General features: G+C 62.6%; 18 protein-coding genes. 6 read left to right on the top strand and 12 right to left on the bottom strand.

Annotated features, from left to right (window positions below; genetic code table 11):
• Positions 1-72 precede the first annotated feature (72 nt).
• A complete protein-coding gene (locus Har1129_RS12080) occupies positions 73-591 on the top strand; it encodes a hypothetical protein (protein ID WP_151100882.1) in 519 nt (172 codons plus the stop codon).
• 74 nt (positions 592-665) lie between these two features.
• On the opposite strand, the gene Har1129_RS12075 is transcribed toward Har1129_RS12080, so the two are convergent.
• Complete coding sequence (locus tag Har1129_RS12075) at positions 666-974, bottom strand: HalOD1 output domain-containing protein (RefSeq protein WP_151100881.1); 309 nt, start codon at positions 972-974, stop codon at positions 666-668.
• 634 nt (positions 975-1,608) lie between these two features.
• On the opposite strand from Har1129_RS12075, the gene Har1129_RS12070 reads away from it, so the two are divergent.
• Complete coding sequence (locus Har1129_RS12070; protein WP_151100880.1) at positions 1,609-2,418, top strand: TrmB family transcriptional regulator; 810 nt, start codon at positions 1,609-1,611, stop codon at positions 2,416-2,418.
• A gap of 34 nt (positions 2,419-2,452) precedes the next feature.
• Here the strand turns inward: Har1129_RS12070 and Har1129_RS12065 are convergent, their stop codons facing one another.
• The 9 genes from Har1129_RS12065 to Har1129_RS12025 all read right to left on the bottom strand — a co-directional run bounded on the left by Har1129_RS12065 (position 2,453) and on the right by Har1129_RS12025 (position 10,042).
• Positions 2,453-2,770, bottom strand: coding sequence for a hypothetical protein (locus Har1129_RS12065; RefSeq protein ID WP_151100879.1), 318 nt, complete (start codon positions 2,768-2,770; stop codon positions 2,453-2,455).
• Between the two features lie 351 nt (positions 2,771-3,121).
• The gene (dnaK, locus tag Har1129_RS12060) at positions 3,122-5,026 is read right to left on the bottom strand and encodes a molecular chaperone DnaK (protein ID WP_151100878.1); all 1,905 of its coding nucleotides are present in this window, start codon (positions 5,024-5,026) and stop codon (positions 3,122-3,124) included.
• Positions 5,027-5,191: 165 nt separating this feature from the next.
• Positions 5,192-5,878 (bottom strand): nucleotide exchange factor GrpE, encoded by a 687-nt coding sequence (locus Har1129_RS12055; RefSeq protein WP_151100877.1) that lies wholly within the window; start codon positions 5,876-5,878, stop codon positions 5,192-5,194.
• 68 nt (positions 5,879-5,946) lie between these two features.
• Positions 5,947-6,138, bottom strand: a complete 192-nt coding sequence (locus tag Har1129_RS12050) for a DUF1328 family protein (RefSeq protein WP_058997447.1) — start codon at positions 6,136-6,138, stop codon at positions 5,947-5,949.
• Positions 6,139-6,183: 45 nt separating this feature from the next.
• Positions 6,184-6,804, bottom strand: coding sequence for a hypothetical protein (locus Har1129_RS12045; RefSeq protein WP_151100876.1), 621 nt, complete (start codon positions 6,802-6,804; stop codon positions 6,184-6,186).
• 90 nt (positions 6,805-6,894) lie between these two features.
• Complete coding sequence (locus tag Har1129_RS12040) at positions 6,895-7,785, bottom strand: RNA-guided pseudouridylation complex pseudouridine synthase subunit Cbf5 (protein ID WP_151100875.1); 891 nt, start codon at positions 7,783-7,785, stop codon at positions 6,895-6,897.
• A 4-nt stretch (positions 7,786-7,789) separates the two neighbouring features.
• Positions 7,790-8,368 (bottom strand): (d)CMP kinase, encoded by a 579-nt coding sequence (gene cmk / locus Har1129_RS12035; protein ID WP_151100874.1) that lies wholly within the window; start codon positions 8,366-8,368, stop codon positions 7,790-7,792.
• Positions 8,369-8,413: 45 nt separating this feature from the next.
• Positions 8,414-9,304, bottom strand: coding sequence for a DUF106 domain-containing protein (locus Har1129_RS12030; RefSeq protein WP_151100873.1), 891 nt, complete (start codon positions 9,302-9,304; stop codon positions 8,414-8,416).
• 87 nt (positions 9,305-9,391) lie between these two features.
• The gene (locus Har1129_RS12025; protein ID WP_151100872.1) at positions 9,392-10,042 is read right to left on the bottom strand and encodes an adenylate kinase; all 651 of its coding nucleotides are present in this window, start codon (positions 10,040-10,042) and stop codon (positions 9,392-9,394) included.
• Between the two features lie 105 nt (positions 10,043-10,147).
• Here Har1129_RS12025 and Har1129_RS12020 point away from each other — a divergent pair, with 105 nt between their 5' ends.
• Positions 10,148-10,591 carry a peroxiredoxin gene (locus Har1129_RS12020; RefSeq protein ID WP_151100871.1) on the top strand — a complete coding sequence of 148 codons (444 nt, stop codon included), beginning with the start codon at positions 10,148-10,150 and terminating at the stop codon, positions 10,589-10,591.
• A 133-nt stretch (positions 10,592-10,724) separates the two neighbouring features.
• Here the strand turns inward: Har1129_RS12020 and Har1129_RS12015 are convergent, their stop codons facing one another.
• Positions 10,725-11,600, bottom strand: coding sequence for a homoserine kinase (locus Har1129_RS12015; protein WP_151100870.1), 876 nt, complete (start codon positions 11,598-11,600; stop codon positions 10,725-10,727).
• 123 nt (positions 11,601-11,723) lie between these two features.
• On the opposite strand from Har1129_RS12015, the gene Har1129_RS12010 reads away from it, so the two are divergent.
• Both Har1129_RS12010 and Har1129_RS12005 read left to right on the top strand, forming a co-directional pair.
• Positions 11,724-13,952, top strand: coding sequence for a histidine kinase N-terminal 7TM domain-containing protein (locus Har1129_RS12010; protein WP_151100869.1), 2,229 nt, complete (start codon positions 11,724-11,726; stop codon positions 13,950-13,952).
• A gap of 11 nt (positions 13,953-13,963) precedes the next feature.
• Positions 13,964-15,322 carry an NAD(P)/FAD-dependent oxidoreductase gene (locus tag Har1129_RS12005; protein WP_151100868.1) on the top strand — a complete coding sequence of 453 codons (1,359 nt, stop codon included), beginning with the start codon at positions 13,964-13,966 and terminating at the stop codon, positions 15,320-15,322.
• A 105-nt stretch (positions 15,323-15,427) separates the two neighbouring features.
• Here the strand turns inward: Har1129_RS12005 and Har1129_RS12000 are convergent, their stop codons facing one another.
• Entirely contained in the window at positions 15,428-16,036 is a 609-nt protein-coding gene (locus tag Har1129_RS12000) for a DUF6149 family protein (RefSeq protein ID WP_151100867.1), read from the bottom strand.
• Between the two features lie 131 nt (positions 16,037-16,167).
• Between Har1129_RS12000 and Har1129_RS11995 the strand changes: the two genes are divergently transcribed.
• A complete protein-coding gene (locus Har1129_RS11995) occupies positions 16,168-17,418 on the top strand; it encodes an NAD(P)/FAD-dependent oxidoreductase (RefSeq protein WP_151100866.1) in 1,251 nt (416 codons plus the stop codon).
• Positions 17,419-17,420: the final 2 nt, after the last annotated feature.

Raw genomic sequence — 17,420 nt, 5'->3', positions numbered from 1 at the left:
AACGGGTTGCCGACTAGTCGTGTTCGACCCGTACCGGGGCGCTTATTTTCGTGCCGGGGGAGGGTTTGGGCAATGAGTCCTGAGTCGTCGCGTGGTCACCGGGGTCTCGTCACGGTCGAGCGAGTCGCAGTCTGGGGGCTCGCGGCGCTGGCCGTCGTCGGGCTGGTCGCACTCGTCGCCGGCCCCGGCGCGGACTTGCGGACGGCGTCCCCATCGGTCACCATCGACGGCCAGTTCGACGCCGAGGCGGGGACAGTCACGCTCACCCATGCCGGCGGGGACCGGCTCACGGACACCAGCACGCACACGCTCGAACTTGTCGTCACCGACGCCGACCGGAACCATTCGACCACGTTGACATGGGCCGGGGCGGACCAGTTGCCCGTTGCGTCCGGCGATACAGTCGTCGTTGACGATCCGCGCGTGGATTCCGACGGTGACGGGAACTACCTCGACGGCGATGTCTCAGTCGGCTTCTTCTTCGACAGCAGCGATACCGTCGTGGTTCGCTGGACCGGCCGCCCACTCGGTGCGCCGGGCGAGCGGACGACGACGCTCGGCACAGTAACGCTCGGTAACGAGACTGGCTGACTGATACGTCTCACAGGGAGTCGTCCGGGCAGCGTCTCCGGCAATCGATAGCGACGCCCCTGTCCTGCGAGCGGTCACGAGCGGACGGGCTGAGTACGGACATACACGTCCCCGGTTCCGGTCACGGTCACTGCGTACTGCCCCAACTGAAACGAGAGCGAGACGGCACTGTCCGGGCCTGATGAATGGGTAAAGAGTTCGTCAAGCGCGTCCGGATCGAGTGTTTCAATGAGGGGAGCTAACTCTATGGCCTCTCGGTCAGCCGCGATTGCGACCGTTTGTATCACCGCGACTGATGGTGAGACAGCGCCCCAGTCGAACTCCGCGTGGAGGGTGTCCGGGTTGTCGGATGTCCGGTCGGGCCGCCTGTCGGACCCACTCATTACTAGATATATGTTCATCTATCATCTTAATTCTACTGTCAATTTATTAGTTGAAAATATGATGTATGAAACGGCTGTCTACTACTCGAGTAAACACCGGTGAAGCGTTTGTGACCGTACCAGTGCTAATTACATTTTATAACTGTAGACTGATACAATAGCTATCCGATGAACTTGCTTTTCCAAGCAAACTGTTTCCGCCGAGCGGTGAAGTTATGGCCGAAACACGGGCAGTGGGATGACCGCTGTGGTGTCTCTGACAGCAACGGTCCTCGGTAGAATCACGTTCCGGACGCGTCGCTCGAAGCCTGTCAGTGTCGTTTCGTGAAAGTAGCACGCAGCAGATGTGGTTGGGACACATAGAGTGCTGCGTGCCACTTACTCATACTCAGCACCCATGTATAACAGTTGTGTGATTAATTGAGTAAACAAAAGTGTAGTGCCGAAACAATATAGCCATAGATCGTCGATTACAACGGCTAGAAGCCCGTTCCGTCACAACACGCTATGGACCGTCTGTCGGCCAACGATCACCGAGACAAGAGCCGGCAGTGTTACAGTAACAACGTCTTTTACCTGTGGGCGTCATCTCTCTATATATCCTCGGGTTTGACCGAGATGAAGGTTGGGACACATGACATCTGATGCAACACACGAAGAGGCGGTCAGTTTACTTCAGGAGTTGGGATTGAAAGAGTATGAGGCGAAATGTTTTGTCGGACTTTCTCGGATGTCCAGCGGCACAGCAAAGGGGCTGAGCGAGGTGACGGAGGTTCCGAGGACGCGCGTCTACGATGCCGTCCGAATCCTCGAAGCGAAGGGGCTGGTCGAGGTACAGCACTCGAGCCCACAGCAGTTCCGGGCTGTCCCGCTCTCTGAGGCCACCGAAACGCTTCGCACTCAGTACGAGGACCGCGTCGAGCGCCTCCAGTCCACACTGCGCGAGATGGGGAGCATCGAGTCCGAAGACGAAGAGGCCGAGCTACAGGAAGTCTGGTCGCTTTCCGGGTCCGATGCTATCGAGAACCGGGCCGCGGCGATCATCGAGGACGCGACCGAGGAAGTAGTGCTCGTCATCGGCACTGAAGCGGTCCTCTCAGAGTCGCTGATCGAGGAACTCAATTCGCTCGACCCGGACATCGAACTCATCGTCGGGAGCGGGTCCGCCTCGATCCGTGACCGCGTGGAACAGCAAATCCCACGCGCCACCGCGTTTCTGTCGGAGTTGGGGTGGCTCCACGGTGAACTGACTCCTGCGGAGGACGCTGCTGTCGGACGACTCCTGCTCGTCGACCGGTCGACGCTGCTCGTCAGCTCAATCGACCCCCAGACTAGCGACGAACAGGCCATCTTCGCGACCGGACTCAGAAACGGGCTCATCGTCATCGCACGCCGGCTCCTCTCGCAGGGCGTCGTGGAAATGACACCGCTAGAACAGGATTAGCGAGCGACGCGGCTCGGGATTATCACCCGTTCTCTCACTCGTTGTACTGCTCGGCGAGAAACGCAAGTAGCGGCCGGACCCGCTCGTACTCCGAGCCGCGTGTTACCCAGTGAGTCTCCCGATCCCATTCGATGAGCCCCATCTCTGCCAGTTTCGGGAGCTGGCAGTGATAGAGCTCCGCCGGGATCGGCGGCTCTCCAACTGGCGTCCGATCGTCATCAAACGCCGAAACGGATGGCCGCCACCGCTCTACGTCACGTAACGCGAATAGTATCTGGCGGCGGTCTTCATGTCGCACCGCGTCGAGTTGCGTGCTCAGACGATGTGGCTGCATCTGGTTCTGATTGTTCATTGTACGGGTGTATGTCTGACTACCTGATAGATATGCACTATTTTAACCACTCTAACAGTTTTGATTATCAGAGTGACTAATCCGGAGCTACGACCACAGATGTCCCGAATATCGGTGTGAAACGGTGGACCTACGGTGGCGGCACTACCCGTTACTGCCACCGCAAAGTGATAGTATTCTGCTACTGACTCCCATCGGTAACTCTTCTAACCCAGTCCAACTGCTTCACAAATCCGATAACACCCCGTAGACGTGTTCACTCGGTTTCAGTCCTCCGAGCGAATAAAAAATCCGCGCCGCTTGCTTTTCGGAACGCCGTTAGACTACGTCTGACGGGCTGATAGAGACGATCTACTCTTCGTCGTCTTCGTCGACGTCTTCGAAGTCAGCGTCGACGTACTCCTCGCCCTGCTCGGCCGCGCCGCCTGCTGCGCCGCCGGGACCGGCAGCCCCGCCGGGGCCGGCTGCGCCACCCGGACCAGCGCCCGCGGCTCCGCCGGCGGCCTGCTGGGCCTGCTCCTGATACATTTGCTTCCCGATTTCCTGTAGTTCCTCGCTCAGGGTCTCGGTGACCTCTTCGTAGTCTTCCTTCTCGGCGTCCTCGTCTTCGAGGACTTCCTCGACGTCCTCGATTTTCGCCTCGATGTCGGAGCGGAGGTCGTCGTCGATCTCCTCCTCGTTCTCGTCGAGAAGCGTCTCAGCACGGCGGACGGATGCCTCGGCCTCGTTGCGGGCTTCGATGCGCTCGCGGCGCTGCTCGTCCTCCTCGGCGTGCTGTTCGGCTTCCTGTTGCATCTCCTCGATCTGGTCGTCAGAGAGGCCAGCACCGCCTTCGATGGTGATGTCCTCCTTGTTGCCCGAGCCCTTGTCCTCGGCTTCGACGTTGACGATGCCGTTCTCGTCGATGTTGAACGACACCTCGATCTGGGGCGTGCCCGCGGGGGCCGGCGGGATGCCCGAAAGCGCGAACGCACCGAGCAGTTCGTTCTCCTCGGCGATTTCACGTTCACCTTGGAAGACGCGGATCTGGACCTGCGTCTGGTTAGCCTGCGCGGTGGTGAAAATCTTCGACTCCTCGGTCGGGATCGTGGTGTTCTTGTCGATGAGTCGCTCGAACAGACCGCCCTTGACCTCGACACCGAGGGACAGCGGCGTCACGTCGAGCAGGACGATGTCGTCCACGTCGCCCGAGAGGACGCCAGCCTGAATGGCCGCGCCCAGTGCGACGGCCTCGTCGGGGTTGACGTTCTTTTTCGGCTCCTGATCGGTCATCTCCCCGACCTTGTCCTGAACCTGCGGCATCCGCGTCGAACCACCGACGAGGATGACCTCGTCGATGTCGCCCTTGTCGTAGTCGGCATCGGACAGGGCCTGCTCCGTCGGACCGACGGTGCGCTCGATGAGGTCCTCGGTGAGTGATTCGAACTTCGCGCGCGTGATCTTCTGTTCGAGGTCCAGCGGCCCGTCGTCCGTAGTCGCGATGAACGGGAGGTTGATGCGGGTCTCCTTGCGTGAGGAGAGTTCGATCTTGGCTTCCTCGGCGGCCTCGGTCAAGCGCTGGAGCGCCTGCCGGTCGTCGCGGAGGTCGATGCCGTGTTCGGCCTCGAACTCGTCTGCGAGGTAGTCGATGATCGCGTGGTCCCAGTCGTCGCCACCGAGGTCGTTGTCCCCGTTGGTCGCGACGACCTCGTAGACGCCGCCACCCAGATCGAGGATGGACACGTCGAAGGTCCCGCCACCGAGGTCGTACACGAGGACAGTCTGATCGGACTCGTCGTCGAGGCCGTAGGCCATCGCGGCCGCCGTCGGCTCGTTGACGATGCGCTCGACCTCGAAGCCGGCGATCTCGCCGGCGTCCTTGGTCGCTTGGCGCTGTCGGTCGTTGAAGTACGCCGGGACCGTGATGACTGCCTTCTCGATCTCGTCGCCGAGGTACTCTTCGGCGTCGTGTTTGATCTTCTGGAGGATCATCGCCGAGACCTGCTCGGGCGTGTACTCCTCCCCGTCCAGTTCGACCGTGTAGTCGTCTTCGCCCATGTGGCGCTTGATCGACTGGATGGTCTGGTCGGGGTTCTTTATCGCTTGGTTCTTCGCCGGTTTCCCGACGAGTCGCTCGCCGTCGTCGAACGCGACGACAGAGGGTGTCGTGCGCTCGCCTTCACCGTTGACAATGATTTCGGGATCGCCACCTTCCATGACCGCGAACGCGCTGTTCGTGGTCCCAAGGTCGATACCCAGAATCTTGTTGCTCGCCATCTTACCCGCTCATAGCGGATTGCGCCGGTTAAAAGTTGCTAGATGTACTGATTGGAAAAACGGTCAACGACCACTCCTCCGGGCGGTTTTATACTCAACGGCGTTGCCTGACCGGTGATTATTTACCGTACCGCAATACGACCGCTACACCGCCGGAGTTGCCCGCTACTCCTCGCTCTCGCTGACGGTCACCTGCGCCTCGCGCAGCACTTTGTCGGCCATCTCGTAGCCGGGCCGGTGGACATCTGCGATTGCCCCGTCCGGCTGGTCGCTGTCGACGCGGGCGAGCACCTGATGCTGTGTCGGGTCGACGTCTCCACCCGGTTCGGGGTCGATCACTTCGACGTTCTCGGCGTCGAGCACGTCGTCGAGCTGGCGGAGCGTGGACTCGACCCCGCCTCTGATGTCCGTGTCTTCGTCCTGTTCGAGCGCGCGCTCCAGATTGTCCCGAACGTCCAGCAGGCGCGTCACGAGGTCCTCGGTGGCGCGCTTCTGTTCCTGTTCGCGGCGTTTGTCCATCCGCTTCTTGTAGTTCTGGAACTCCGCCTGCTTGCGCTTGAGCTTCGATTCCAGTTCCTCGATTTCGTCGTCTTGCTGTTTGACCTGCGATTCGAGACTGTCGGCACGCGTCCGTAGCGCAGCGAGTTCCCGAGCGATGTCTTCGGGGGCAGATTCGGCGACTCGGTCGATCAGGTCGTTGTCGACGTCGAACTCGCCGAGGTCGACCTCATCCGCGGTGACATCCTCGGGCACGTCCTCGAAATCTGCGTCGACATCGTCGTCCGCTTGCGCCTCGCTCGCGGTCGACTCCGCCGTCGCGGCCGTGTCGTCGGCTGCGTCCTGCTCGGTCATATCCGATAGAAGTCGTCACATGGATAAAAGGATTCAGAAACGGTGTGGCGACACTACCGACGCCGGTGTCACAGGAGGAAGCTAACGACCATCAGGACGAGGAACACGACGACGAGTATCTTCGCGATTCGCATGCTAAGCCCCGCAACACCCCCCAGTCCGGCCAGTCCGGCGACGACGGCGAGGACGAGGAACAGCAGCGCCAGTTCGAGGAACCCACCGCCGGGCTGGAGCGGGACCGCCGTCAGTAGGTGGTTCATGGTTCTCTACAACACACTAGTCCCGGTTTAGTATGTGTCCCCTAATCAGGGACCGACGGCGAACGCGCCCGGGTCGTACTGGAATCGTGTGCGATAGGCCGCCCACTCGTCGAGTTCTTCCAGACGGTATTTGCTAAAGGACGGGTTCCGAACTAGTTCCAGTTCCGCGAGGCGCTCCCGGACCGGATCGAAAAGGGTCGCCCAGTCGAGTTCTTGGAGCGATTCATCCGGGCCCTGCTCGCTTGCGGTGAACGTTAGTCCGTCGTCGGTTCGCTCGATGGTCCCGTACTGGTACCGGCTCCAGACAGTGTATTCACCGAACGGCACGGTTTCAGTGGGCGGCGGCGGTCGACGGTACTGCGCTTGGAACCGCTGGTGTGTTTCGTCGCCACCCCACAGCACCCCGCGGGTGAGGAGTTTGATACGTCCCTTGGTGTCTACACCGCTGTTGTAGACGACGCGGGCGTGTTCGTACTCGTTGGACTGGAACTGCTCGGCGACGCCGTCGGTGTGGTGGACGTCTATCTCGTGTTGATACGGCAGCGGCGTCTGGCACGCACGTTCGAGCACCGAGACCGTCTCTGCGCCCCGGCGCAGGTCATCGTACGGCCCCGTGCCACGCCACTGCGCCGGGTCGGCCTCGTCGGGATCGACCCATTTATCCATGGTAACAATACGTGAGAGACGGCCTTAGCTTTTCGCGCGCCTCATGCATATCCGACCCGGAATAATCAACGCTACCTCCAGAACGACGACTTATACCAGTACGCGGTCGATTTCGACGACGAGGCCGCTGTTGGCATCCGGGTCGCCGACGAGCGTCCCCAGACAGACCGCAGCCCCGTCGGGCGTGACAGAGACGACCTGAGACCCTCTCTCGGGCGTCGCTTCGCCCACTTCGGCCGGCCCGGCTTTGATGACGCCCGGCGCGTACACCGGCGCGCCCTCGGCGACTTCACGCGCCGCACTCGGCGCAATCGTGACCCGTGGCAGGTGGACCAACGCGCGCTCGGCCGGCTGGATGATTCCGCGCAGTTGTGCTTCGTCGCCGTCTTCAGCAAAGGCCAGCGCGTCCACGAGGTCGTGCATCGTCGACAGCGACCCGTCGTCGAAGCTCCCGGTCGCCGTCCGGCGGAGGTCGCCCATGTGCGCGCCGGTCCCCGCCGCCAGCCCGATGTCGTGACACAGTTTCCGGATGTACGTGCCCGAAGCACACCGGACTCGCAGGAGCAACCGGCGCTCGCCCTGTTCGAGGATATCCAGCGAGTGAATCCGGCGAGCGCGTAGCTGACGCTTCACTGCGCTCTTTCGGGGCGGCTTCTGGTAGACCTCGGTCTCGAACTCGGCGACGATATCCGTGATGTCTGCCGGGGCTTGGTCGTGAAGTTCGAGCACGGTGACGTACTCCTTGATGGCGTCGTCGAACACCTGCGCCATCCGGGCGGCGTCGCCGAGCAACACGGGCAGACAGCCGGTCACCTTCGGATCGAGCGTCCCGCCGTGGGCGACCCGATCCTGTCCGGTGGCGTCTCGAATCCAAGCCGCGACCTGATGGGCCGACGGGCCCGGGGGCTTGTCGAGGTTGATGACACCGAAAGAGCGAAGCGAATCGAGGTCCCGTTCGTCGGGCGGGGCACGGAGCGTCATCGGCTCAGAACTCGTACCGGATGTTCTCGACCGGTGCCTTCCCTTCGTCGCCGTCGGGACTGTACGATTCGACGGCGTGCAAGGTCACGCTCAGAACGCCCTGTGGGTCCCAGCGGGCGGTGTTGACCGACAGATCGTAGATAGAGAGATCATCGAAGTCGATGTCGTAGTAGTCGCTGTAGCGTTGGGCCTCGCTCTCGCCGCGTTCCCGCGTTTCAGTCTTGGCCTGCTCGAAGGGCTTGTTCTCCCGCGTCGCGATGCGGTCGGCGCGTACGTCCAGCGGTGCGGTCAGCCACAGCTTCATATCGGCGTACTCGCCCGCCATCCAGCCGGCGAGGCGCGATTCGAGCACGAGGTCGTCACGCTCGGCGGCGATGTCCCGGAGTCGGCGGTCCAGATCGCGATCAATCTGGGCGTCCTCCTCGGCGGCTTTGTTCAGTTCGAGCGGTGTCATCCCGCGTTCCTCGGCCAGCGAGCGGAAGATATCGCCGCCGCTGACGTGCTCGTAGTTCAGGGCGTCGGCCAGACTCTTGGCAAGCGTGCTCTTGCCGCTGCCGGCCGGGCCGGAGACGGTAATCAACATAGAGATGTTCGGGACGCCCCGATAGAAAGGGCTGTCTCTTCGCGCCTATCCGGTCGGCGTCGTCTCGACGTTGAGCGCCTTCCGGATGATCTGGGTAAAGGACAGCGAGCACAGGAAGTACCAGACGATCCACGCCTGAATCGGGCCAGCGACGCTGTTGCTCCACGCCTCGACTTCGCCGAAGATGGGGAGCGTGATGACTGGGCTCGCGTCGACGCCGGCTCCGAAGACAATCCAGTAGAGCCAGAGGAACAGTGGGATGTTGACCAGCATGATCCACACCATCGGGCGGAACTGCTGTTTGAACATCCCCATCTGATCGGTCATCAGCTCCATCTGCTCCTCTTCGAGCCGATCCAGCGCCTCCTGATCATCGCGTTCTTTCGCGGCTTTGCGGCGCTCTTTCAGGTCCTCCATCTTCTCTTGATGGTCACCCATCCCCGACATGTCCATGAGGTTGTCCTGCAGAATCGTCGAGGTAGTTCCGGTGATGATCGCGAGCACCAAGATAACGACGTAAAACGGCAGCATGTCGTTGAGTGGCCCGAGGACAATATCGATGACCCCGCCCGCGATAACGTCCCGGACGGAGGTCATCGAGTAGCCGGCAAACAGGCCGAGCGTTCCGAGCCCGGCGAGCTTGTCCCACTTCGACCAGCCGCTGTCGTCGTCATCGTCGCTCGGGGCCGCGTCGGACTCTTCGAGCGCCTCACGGACGCCATCCGGGTCGTCGATAACAAACCCTTCGCCGTCAGCGTCGATGAGCAGGCCAGACTCGATGAGCCGCCCCCACTCGCCGCTCGTGAGATCGTCACTCACGTCGCTCCAAGTGACGGTCCCGTTCTCTTCGGCCGCAGCGAGCACCGTCGAGAGCGCATCAGTCATTGCCTCGCCGTCTTCGGCGAGTCGTTCTACCTTCGGCGCGGTACGTGCCATTGTGTGTGCTTGAGGTGCGACGGCATATCAACGTTTTACTCTGACTGTCTCGACGATATCGGCCTCGAACGGTGGTTCCGTCGCGTTTCAGGCCGTGTGTGCGTCGACGGCGTCCTGAATCTCGCTCCAGACTTCGTCGGGGGTCTGCTCGCCATCGACGGCGACGAAGCCATCGTGGTCCCCGTAGTGGTCGATGACCGGTGCGGTGTTGTCGTCGAACACGTCCAGTCGGTTGCGGACAGACTCCTCGTTGTCGTCGTCGCGCTGGATGAGGTCGCCGCCACAGTCGTCACAGACTCCGTCCTCTTCGGGCTGATTGAACTCGACGTGGTAGTTCGCGCCGCAGTCGTCACAGACCCGCCGGCCCGTCAGTCGGTCGACCAGTTCCTCGCGGGAGACGTCGAGCGAGAGGATCACGTCGAGGTCGGTCATCCCTTCCAGTTCCTCGGCCTGTTCGAGGTTACGCGGATACCCGTCGAGCACGAACCCGTCGGCTTGGGAGAGCGCCTCCTCGACAATGGCGTTGACCACCGCGTCCGGCACGAGGTCGCCCGCTTCCATGTACTCCCGAGGCGTGTCGTACTCGGTGTCGATGTCGCTGATGTCCATGTCCTTGTTCGCCCGGAGCGCGTCGCCGGTCGTGACGTGTTCGACGCCGTACTCGTCGGCGAGGTTGGCGCTCTGGGTTCCTTTGCCGGCTCCCGGCGGCCCGAGAATCAGGATTCGCGGATTCGACATGGGCAGGGTTTCTAAGGGGTCGGTTAAATGGTTGTCCAAATCCTGCCGTCGGGACGTGCTGCCGCCACCCAAAGGCGTGTAGGTGCTCCGGTCTGATGTCGGGTAATGCTCGAACCCGGAGCACCCGCGCCCGACATCAGCGCACAGAACCAGTTCGGCGAACCCGTCTCGCCCGACTTTGAGGAACCGACGGTGCTGTTTTTCTATCCCGAGGACTTCACCAGCGGCTGTACCATCGAGGCCCGCGAGTTCCAAGACCACCTCCCGCAGTTCCGTGAGGGAGGCATCACCGTCTACGGTGTCTCGATGGACGACGTGGCGACCCACGACGAGTTCGCCGAGGCGGAGGGCCTGCTGTACGACCTGCTCGCCGACCCCGATGGGTCCGTCGCCGACGCGTTTGGCGTGGACACCAGTGGCGGCCGGACGGCCCGTCGGACGTTCGTACTGGCCGACGGCGAAGTCACGTCAGTCTACGAGCCGGACCCGAAAGGCCACGCCGAGGAGGTGTTGCGCGACGTGCGCAACGAGTACGTTCAGGGTGGATAGTGCTGTCCTTCGTGTTGTTGTAGCGGACGCAAAGAGCCAGCAGGTCCCGCTCGGTAACTGAGTTGCCAGTCGATACCCACAGGGCTTGCTGGCTGTTCGAAACAGTACGACGGCGACGTACCGAACGCCCGCTCTAGAACACTTCCGCTCCGCCGCCGATCCGAGTCTGGTACACGCGGGCGTCGACGCCGCGCTCGCCGAAGGCGTCGAGCATCGTGCTCGCAATCTGCCGGCGGTCCGCCTCGGCGCAGGCGGCGATGACGGTCGGGCCGGCCCCGGAGATAGTGACGCCAGTCGCACCGGCCGCTAGGGCGGCCTCTCGGACCTGTTCGTAGCCGTCGATGAGTTTCGCGCGGGCCGGCGTCACGACAGTGTCGTGCATCCCTCGACCGACGAGTTCGGGGTCGTCGCGGTGCATCCCCGTCGTCAGCGACGCGGCGTTACCCACTGTCTCTACCATCTGGTCGACGCGGGCGGTTTCGGGGACGACGTTGCGCGCGTCCCGCGTGGACACGACGATATCGGGCAGACACGCGACAAGCGGGATGTCGGCGTCGACCTGCGTGACGCCCTTTTCGGTCGCGATGGTGAATCCGCCCATGATCGAGGGGGCGACGTTGTCGTCGTGGGCGTCGCCAGAAACGACGGCCTCGCCCTTGGCGGCGATGGGAACCAGTTCCTCGCGGGAGTAGCCCCGGTCGTACAGTTCGTTCAGCCCGACGGCCGCCGCGGCGGCGCTGGCCGCGGAGGAGCCAAGCCCAGACGCGGGACGGACGCCCTTGTCGATCTGGATGTGGGCCGGCGCATCGAGCGCGTCAGCGACAGCACCGACGGTGTTCTTGTCGGGGTCTTCTGGGATGTACTGGCTGCCAGCGCCAGTCACCTCGATGGTGACCCGGTCGGCTTTCTCCAGACGGACGACGTCGGCCGGACGCTCCAGTGCGACGCCGAACACGTCGAAGCCGCTCCCGAGGTTCGCACTGGTAGCCGGCGCCCGGACTGTCAGCATGCCCGGGAATTTCAGCAGTGTAGGCAAAAAGGTAGCGAACCGACACTGTGGCCGTTTCGCAGTACTGAGAACGCGGCCCAAAGGCATAATACTGGGAAACTTGACGTTGGGATAGGTATCGATATGGATGTCGACATCGCCACGGTCGCCATCCTCGGGAACGCGGGTGGGGCACTCATCAGCTTCGCAGTTGCGGTTATCGCCACTCGACACCAAGATGCTCCCGGCGCACGCCAGTACGGCTGGCTCGCGCTTGCCGGGGGGTGTTGGTGTGCTGTCTCTCTCGGGCAGGTCATCGCCACCAACCCGTCCGTTGCAGAAACGGTGTACGTGCTGGCACGGACCACATCGGCCCAGCTGGTCGCCCTCTGGACCGTTTTCGTGCTTGTCTATACCGGTCGACGCTCGTGGCTCCGTCCGTCGCGTCTCGCTCCGCTTTTGCTTGCGGCGAACGCGGACGTGTTGCTCCTGCTCGTCGGCCAGGGACGCTTCGTTGCGGCAACGGCCGTCCCCATCACTCAAAACGGCGCGACGCTGTTCGCCGTTCAGCGTGGAGCAGCCTACACAACAACTCTTGCAGTCTCTTATGTCCCGTTACTGCTCGGATATGTGCTCCTGATCGAGTTCCTGTTTCGGTCACAGAACATCTATCGGCGGCAGACTTCGGCAATCATCATTGGAACCCTCCTTCCGATGCTTATCGCCATGCTGTACGATTTCGGGTACACGCCGCACCCGGCCGTCGACTTCACGCCGATGGCGTTCTCGATGAACGTGCTGTTCGTCGGCTGGGTACTGTTCAAGGACGAGTCGCTGTCCGTGACGACGCTGTCGGGGGACATCCTCGTCGACAACCTTCCCGACCCGGTCATCGCTCTCAACGACGACTGTGTCATCATCGATTACAACGCCGCGGCGGCTAGCGCACTGGAGCATCCAGACCCGGACGGGGAGTCACTCGATACCCTCGCTCCGGGACTTTTGAACCACATCGAGCGTGGCGAGGTGTTCTCGTTCGGTGATTCGTTCACGTACTACAACCCACAGACGACGAGCCTCACCGACCAGTCCGGGACGGAACGCGGTCGGCTCGTCGTTCTCAGGGATGTGACCGGCCAGCAGCGACGGCAGGACCGACTCGAATCGCTGCAGGCCGCGACCCAGCAGTTCATCGAGGCCGAGACCGCCGAGGCAGTCGCGGAGATGGCTGTCGAGTTCGCGACGGCTGTTCTCGACCAGAACGCGGCGGGCGTGTTCCTCGAAGACGAGAGGGTTCTTGAACCGACCGTCATCAGCGAGACGATTGCAAATAACGTCGAGGAACAACTGTTGTACGGCACGCCGACGGACGAGCCCGAGAGCAAGCTCTGGCGGACCTACGAAACCGGCGAGGTACAATCCGTCTCGCTGGACCGAGATGGGCTCGGCCCGCTTGACAATGCGCTTATGCTGCCGCTTGGCTCCCATGGCGTGATGGCCGTTACGTCGTACGACGACACCTTCGCCACGGAAGACAGGCGATACGCCGCGATTCTCGCACAGACGACACAGGTGGCCCTCGATCAGGTCGAGCGCGAGCGCGAACTCCGCCAGAGCCGTAGCTCGGTCCAGCGACGCCGCGAGCAGATCGAGTTCTTCAACGGCGTCCTCAGACACTCGCTGCACAACGCGATGGTCGTCATCCGCGGCCGCGCGGAGCACATCAGAAACGACGTGCCGCGGTCGAAACGGCGGCATCTCGACAGCATCAGCGACTGGTGTGGGAAGCTCACGGAGATGAGCGAAACGATACGCGACATCAACAACACGGTGACGGCGAGTGAAGCTGAGCGGTTAGACGCCGTCGACCTCAATGCCACGCTCCGTCGCGCAACTGAGTCGCTCCGGGCCGAGTACGACTCGGTGTCGGTTTCCTGTGAGCTGGACAGGAACTACAGCGTGCAGGCGAACGAACTGCTCGAAGAGGTCCTCCTGAGCATCCTCCGGAACGCGGTCGACCACAACGACGCCGACATCCCGCAAGTGACGGTCTCGGTCCAGCAGGCCAGCGACTGGCTGCAGGTCCGCATCGCCGACGACGGCCCCGGAATGAGCGACGAACTGAAGACGACGGTGTTCGAACGCGGGCTCTCACCCGACCAGACCGCCGGCGGCTTCGGCCTCTACTTCGTCTCGGTCATGATGGAGCTGTACAGCGGGACGCTCTGGTTCGAAGACAACCACCCGACTGGGACGGTCGCCGTCCTCGAATTCCAGCAGGCGGTGACAGCCGATGAGGCGGAAGCCGATAATCAGCCCGACGAAACAGAGACGGTGGCGACCGAAGCGCAAACTAAATCCCACAACCACTGATACGTCGGGGTATGATTGGCGTCGTCGGTGGCGGTATCGCCGGCCTCTCGGCAGCGTACCGGCTCCAACAACGTGGTCACGAGGTTCGTGTGTTCGAGGCCAGTGAAGACCTCGGTGGCTTGGCAGCGACCTACGAGACGGCTGGTGACCCCATCGAGAAGTTCTATCATCACCTCTCGAAATCCGAGGAAACCATCGTCGAACTCGCCGAGGAACTGGGCCTCGGTGACGCGGTCGAGTGGCACATCGGGGAGAACGCCTACTACGTCGACGGCGTGGTCCACCCGATGGACAAGCCTTGGGAGATTCTCTCGTATCCCCATCTCTCGCTGTACGACACGTTCCGGTTGGGGATGCTCGTCCTCGACATCGACGTTCGCGGCGGCGTCCCATCTTTCGACACCTACGAGCGACTGGAGGACTTCGAGGACGTGCCCATCGAGGAGTTCGTCGTCGAACACACGACGCGGGGCGTCTACGAGAATTTCTTCGAGCCGCTGCTGGACGCGAAGTTCGGCGACCGGAAAGACGACGTGAGCGCCGCGTGGCTACTCGGGCGGGTCAAGTTCCGCGGCGAGCGAGACATCCTGAACGGTGAGATTCTGGGCTACTTCGACGGTGGGTTCGGAAGATTGCTCGACGCGCTGGCCGACGCCGTCGGCCGTGACAACATCGCGACGGGCACGCGCGTAACTGACCTCGATACGAACGGCGGGGCCGTCTCGTCGCTGACGGCCACCGACGGAACCGGGACGGCGGTCCACGAAGTCGACGGCATCGTCGTCGCGACGATGCCGAACGTTCTAGAAGAGCTGACGGGTTACACCTGCGATATCGACTTCCAAGGGACGGTGTGTTCGGTCATCAGCATGGAGGAGTCACTGCTGGATACGTACTGGCTGAACATCGCCGACGAGGCCCCCTTCGGCGCGCTCATCGAACACACGAACTTCGTCTCTGCCGAGCGGTACGGCGGCGAACATCTCCTGTACGTCGCGCGATACATTCAGGACGAGTCCGAAGCCGTCTGGCAACAGAGCGACGACGAGGTCGCCGAGACGTGGCTGGGGGGCATCGAATCGCTCTTCCCCGAGTTCGACCGCGACGCAGTCAACTGGATCCGGACGGGTCGCAACCCCCGGACAGCGCCGGTCTACGAGCGCGGCTATCTGGACATGGTCATCCCGTACGATCTGGGTGACGCCGTCGCGGACGGCCTCTACTACGCCGGGATGGCCTCGCGGGCCCAGTACCCGGAGCGCTCGCTCAACGGCGGCATCGTCGCGGGGTTCGAGTGCGCCGACCGGATCGCACGCGGCCCCACAGCGGCGACAGGCTCCGAGTCACCGCTCTCCGAAGCCCGCCGCTGAGCGTTCTGTTTCTCGAAGCGATATTCTCCGGACCGGCCACCCGTCGGCCGATTCCAGTGATTGCTGCTGATACCGGCAAAGACACACTTCCGACCGCCGCTCGACTCAGTCGCCGGCCGCGTTTTCCACGTCGTCCTCGTCAAGGACCGGCGCGTCGGCCGGACTCACGTCCTCCGGCTCCTCGCGGCCGCCGCCGACGATCATCTCGCCGTCCTCGGTTTCGACGTAGACGTCGTCGGCGAAGCCACCGACGGCGTGGGGGTGTTCCGGCTCGTCAAGCTTCTCCGGCGTCGACGGCGCGTCGGCGATACCGCCGGCCGGTCGGAACGTCCCCAGCGGGTCCGAGATGGTGATGCCGTGCGTGTCGAAGAAGTCCGCGTACCGCTCGTGGTGGGCTTCGAGTTCGTCGGCCGGGAACTCCATCATCTCCGTCCAGCCGTGGTTGTAGAAGTCGAAATTCGCCTGAATGTGGGTTATCTCTCGGGCCTCAGCCTCGGAGTAGTCTGCCTGCAGCGCAGCCACGTACGTGTCCATCGTGGCGTCGAAGAAGTCATCGAGGTGGTCGCGGCGCTCCTCTCGGTGGGCCTCGTCGGCCTTCCCGAGGAAGATCTTGGTGTGGAGTTTCACCAGCCCGTAGTTGGCCACCGACCGGACGCCGGGTGTGGTCAGCGCCTTCTTGCTCGCCCAGTGGCGCGGGTTCTGGTAGATTTTCATTTCGATTGCGAATACGGGCCCCAGCGCCTTCAAATCCTCGACTATCGGCGTCTTCAGCTGTGTCTATCTCGCTATCGCAAACGATACGCAGATAGCAATCCACATTAGGCCCGATTTCGTATCGGCCGTACATGAGCACGTCGCACGTAATCATCGGTGACGGCATTGCGGGTGCGTCCGCAGCCGAGACAATCCGGGAAGCGGACCCGGACGCGTCGGTCACAGTCCTGACCGACGAGGGGGAGGCACTGTACAACCGGATTCTGATCAAGGAGTTCGCCAAGGGGAAGCTGCCGGAAGCGCCGATTTCCATCCACGAGCCGGAGTGGTACGACGAGCGCGACATCGATCTCCAGCTGAACACCCACGTGACGGACATCGACCCTGACGCCCACGAGATCGAGACTCATGAGGGCGACACCTACGAGTACGACAAGCTGCTGGTGGCAGCGGGCGGGACGCCGGCACAGCTGCCGGTCGAGAACAGCGACGCCGACGGCATCCACCACTTCTGGACGTTCCAAGACGCCCGTGGCATCCGCGAGCACGCCGACGAGTCCGACCAAGGCATCATCGTCGGGGCGGGTCTGCTCGGTATCGATCTCGCGGCGGTCTGTGCCGCACAGGAAATCGACGCGAAGTACCTGATGCGTGGCAACCGCTGGTGGCGCTACGCGCTCTCGGAGGACGGTGCGGAGATCATCCACGAGGCGCTCGAAGAGAACGGCGTCGAACCCGTCTTCGAGTCCGGCGTCGACCACTTCGAAGTCGACGACGACGGCCACGTCACGGGCGCGGTCGACCCCGACGGCAACCACTACGACGGCGAGTGGGCCGGCGTCGCCATCGGTCTGGACTTCAACACCGAGTTCCTCAACGGGACGGGGCTCGAACTCGATGACGGCGTTGTCGTCGACGAATATATGCAGACCAACATCGAGGACATCTACGCTGCGGGCGACCTCACGCAGTTCTACGACACTATCCTGAACTCACAGGCGCAAAACGGCGCGTGGGGCTCGGCCAAGGAGCAGGGATCGGTCGCCGGAACGAACATGGTCGCCGACGCCGAAGAGAAGGAGTTCCGCTGGGTTTCCTCGTACTCCATCACGCACTTTGACTTCCCGTTCCTCTCGTTCGGGCACCCGACTCGTGGCGACGACGAGGCCGAACGGAAGTACTCCGACAGCGAGTGGCGGCGTCTCGCCTTCGAGAACGGCCAGCTCATCGGCGGCGTGCTGATCGGCGACCTCTCACAGCAGTCGGCGTTCAAACAGCTCATCCGCGAGGAGCGCCAAGTTGCAGAGCAGAAGGAACTGCTACTGGAGAAGGAAGTGGACCTCGAAGAAGTGAAGGCACAGACACCCGCGCCGGCCGAATAAGG

Origin of the sequence: Haloarcula sp. CBA1129 (assembly GCF_008729015.1) — an archaeon.
In the GTDB taxonomy this organism is placed as follows: Archaea; Halobacteriota; Halobacteria; order Halobacteriales; family Haloarculaceae; genus Haloarcula.
Note: the sequence above shows the minus strand (reverse complement) of the source record. Positions and strands in the feature narration are given on the sequence as shown.